Origin of the sequence: Bradyrhizobium sp. 33ap4 (assembly GCF_032654765.1) — a bacterium.
GTDB classification, from domain to species: Bacteria; Pseudomonadota; Alphaproteobacteria; order Rhizobiales; family Xanthobacteraceae; genus Bradyrhizobium; species Bradyrhizobium australafricanum.
The window spans coordinates 1-3,453 of sequence record NZ_JAUMTJ010000144.1; the positions used below are offsets into that span (position 1 = coordinate 1).

At 57.9% G+C, this 3,453-nt stretch carries 1 protein-coding gene; it reads right to left on the minus strand.

The window, feature by feature from the left end:
- Nucleotides 1-60 precede the first annotated feature (60 nt).
- Complete coding sequence (locus Q2M23_RS43260) at nt 61-3,306, minus strand: GAF domain-containing protein (protein ID WP_316399466.1); 3,246 nt, start codon at nt 3,304-3,306, stop codon at nt 61-63.
- Nucleotides 3,307-3,453 lie beyond the last annotated feature (147 nt).

The following is a 3,453-nucleotide window of genomic DNA, read 5'->3' on the forward strand; positions in this document are numbered from 1 at the left end:
CCAAGCGGTCTTAGGAATACAACTATAACACTCAACTCCTTGGCTCACAGAACGACATGGCTACGATCCGACTTCACTTTGCGCCAATATGAGCACTTCGCTCAGCGCCGCGTTGAGATCAAAATATTCCTTTCGCGGTGGCGCTTTCTTCATGTGATCGCGCATCCGTCCGACGATGTCCCTGGCTCGGTCCGCGTCCCTCACAACACAACCGAACGCTTCCATGGCTTCACCCAGATTCGGCGGATTCATTTCCAAAAAGCGCATTCCCGCACGGGCGTTGTTGCGAGCGGTCGCTATCGGATGTAAGATTTCATGGGACAGCGAGGCAGCAAACTCTCCCATCGTGCTCACGCGGTTCATATGAGCGAGATTCGCCTGACTTTCCCGCAATGATTCCTCAGCTTGCTTGCGCTTTGTCACATCCACAGCGGTACCGACAAACTGGATGAGCTCGCCGTCTTTGTTGAGAACCGGATGACCCGAGGCACTGATGTGCCTAACTGTTCCGTCTAGCAGAAGAACCCTATACTCGGCGTAGCTGTCAATTTTTGTGCGAAGCGACTCCTCAAATCTCTCCTTTACCCACTCGCGATCCTCGGGGTGGATCTGCTGTCGAAAATTTTCTCGAGAAGGTAGGCTCGACCGTGGATCCAAGCCGTAAATGTGGAACATTTCCTCGGAACAATACAGCACCTGTTCCGTGCGGGGATCCCAAGCCCAACTGCCTGTATGCGTCAGCTTCTGTGCTTCGGCCAAATAATCCTTACTTCGCATCAGAGCTTCCTCGGCCCGCTTGCGTTCAATGAACTGACCGATCTGGCTGCCGATGGTGGCCACCATGTCGAGCAGCTCTTGATCGGGTTGCTTGATCTCGCGGCTAAAAAACTCGATCACGCCCAACAGTTCGCTGCCGAGTAGGATAGGAAAGCCGATGGCCGCGTGTAGTCCTTCGCGTTCGGCGATGGCTCCGCGCGGCAAGTTTTTATCAGGAACGACATCCGGAATGTATGCGGGCTTAAGGGTGGACCACACCCGGCCCGGTAGTCCCACCCCTGGATTGAAGGTGAACTGCCAATCGGCTCTTTCAAATTCGGGGATTTCTATCGACGCTTTATGCCAAAGCTCGACACAGCGCAGCGCCTCGGCCTCCCGGTCCACACGCCAGAGCGCGCCTACGTCCCATCCCAGACACTCGCCCATGGCCCGCAGTATTCTCGGAGTGACCTCCTCGATCGTGGCCGCTTCCGCCAAGACCTGCGCGACGGTGTGCTGCACGCGGAGGCGGTCCTCCGCGCGCTTGCGCTCTGTCAAATCGAGCACGAATGCCAGGCCCTCGTCGCCTCCTTCTCTGAACAGAGCGGCGCCAATAAGCACAGGAACGCGGCTGCCGTCTTTCCGAATATACTCCTTCTCGAAGGGCTGAACTATCCCGGTTGAGTTCAGTTCCGCCCGAGTCAACATGTCGCGCTCGTGCCATTCCGGCGGAGACAGCTCGGTCCAGCGCACGCGGCCCGAAACCAAGTCCTCACGGTCATATCCCACGATACGTAGAAACGCGTCATTGGCTTCAAGAATTCGACCATCGTGGTCGGCAATGATGATCCCAATGATGTTGGCATCGACCAAACGCCGAATCTTCCCTTCGCGATCTGCGACGTCGCGATAAAGCCGCGAATTTTCGAGCGAGATCGCCGCCTGCGACGCAAGCACCGTCAACAAAGCGACGCGATCGGGCGCAAAGGCTCTGGGTGTTAGATTGTTCTCCAGGTACAGAATGCCTGTAAGCTTTCCCTGGTTGATTAACGGCAAACAGAGAACAGAACGGAGATGATTCTCAACGATATAGGGATCGGCAGAAAATGGATTGCGAGATAACGCGTCGTCGAGAATAACGCTTGCCCGGGTGCGCAGGACATAGTGGAGCACCGCCTCCGGCAGCACTGTCGCAGCCACCTCCTCGTCGCGCAGATGCACGGTTACCGAATCGCCCTCGGTCGTGGCTTCGGCGGCGATCCGTTGCTCAGCTCCGCGTGAAAGAATCAACAAGCCTCGTTCGGCGCCAGCCTGTTCGAGCGCCGTGCGCATAAGCATTTCGAGCAGCTTCTCCAGCACGATCTCGGCCGAGATGGCCTGCGACACCTTGATCACCGTTGCGAGGTCGAGTTGCTCGACAGACGCTGCGATGGTGCTTGTCGAAGCAGGTGCGGGCTCTTTCATCCTGAGGTGCGGATACATCGCATCCAGTTGGCGCACCTTGCCGTCCGCGCCCCAGCGCAGGTAGCCGTCGCGGGCGTTCCGCAGATATAGTTGCGCGATTTGCTCGAAGCCGCACGCGGCGTAAAAGCGCGCCGCCAGCTCTTTGGCGAGCGCCTCATTGTGGACAAAGCCGTTTGCCTGTGCCGAACGGATGGCTTGTTCGTAAAGTTTCATGGCATCGAACGCGCGGCCCTCAATCCGGGCAATCTCCGCACTAACCAAAGCTGCGCGGTCTTCGAAGTTTTCAGGACAGGCCGCGGCCCAGCTGGCGAGCTGACGGTGATGAGGGGCCAAGGCCTCCAGAGTCGGCGTCCGCTGGCTGGCGGGCATCGAATCGCAAAACGCCGCGTACGACAAGGCACCGTAAAAGTGATAGTCGGCCGCCTCCATGATCGTGAGGGACATGCCCAGAAGCGGCTGCGCCATCGATGCAGCATCAACCGCCGTCGAATAGTCACCAGCCAAAAAGCGGGCCTGCAACTTGCAGATCCAATACAAGCATTGGCCGGCCGTCACGTCCGAAGTATTCGCGAAATCGCGTTCGATTCGCTGCTCATCAAACTGCCCGTCATCCAAGGAGCCGAACCTTGCCGTTGCGCCGCGTAGCATTCGCACGATAGCGTGTGCCACACCGATGATTTCGAGGTTTGTGCCAAGCTGTATGTGGCTTAAGTGTACCCTCTCAGCTTCACGTTCGATGTCGGCAAGCGCATCACCGACTGCAAGAAGATTCAGGACCCTCAGCCCGGAGCAGATCCCCGCATACACGAGGTCGCCGGTTTTCTGCGCCGCATCAAATGCGCGGCCAATGAGTTCGCAGCATGTTCTGATATGCCTTGTCCAAGGCATGACCATATTTCCGCAATTCAGGTACACACCCGCCTGGAAACGCCATAGTCCACGCTGCTCGACGAGCTCACAAGCGAGTTGCCCGACGCGGTACGCGCCCTCGTATTCGCCGAACCGCAGCCCGGCGATCATTCCAAGCCGGCCATAGGCGACGGCAGACGCGTCGCTGTTGCCACGATCCAAGGTAAGACGCAGCATTTGGCAGACGACAAGCGTGTAGAGGTTGAGGTCGGTGTATTGTGCCGACGAAGAGAGCCGGTTCAGGACATCTAGGTGGTGTGGACACTTATCGCAGCCATAGGACGATGGCAGCGAGAGTGACGACGGCCCGGTAATTCCGGGCGG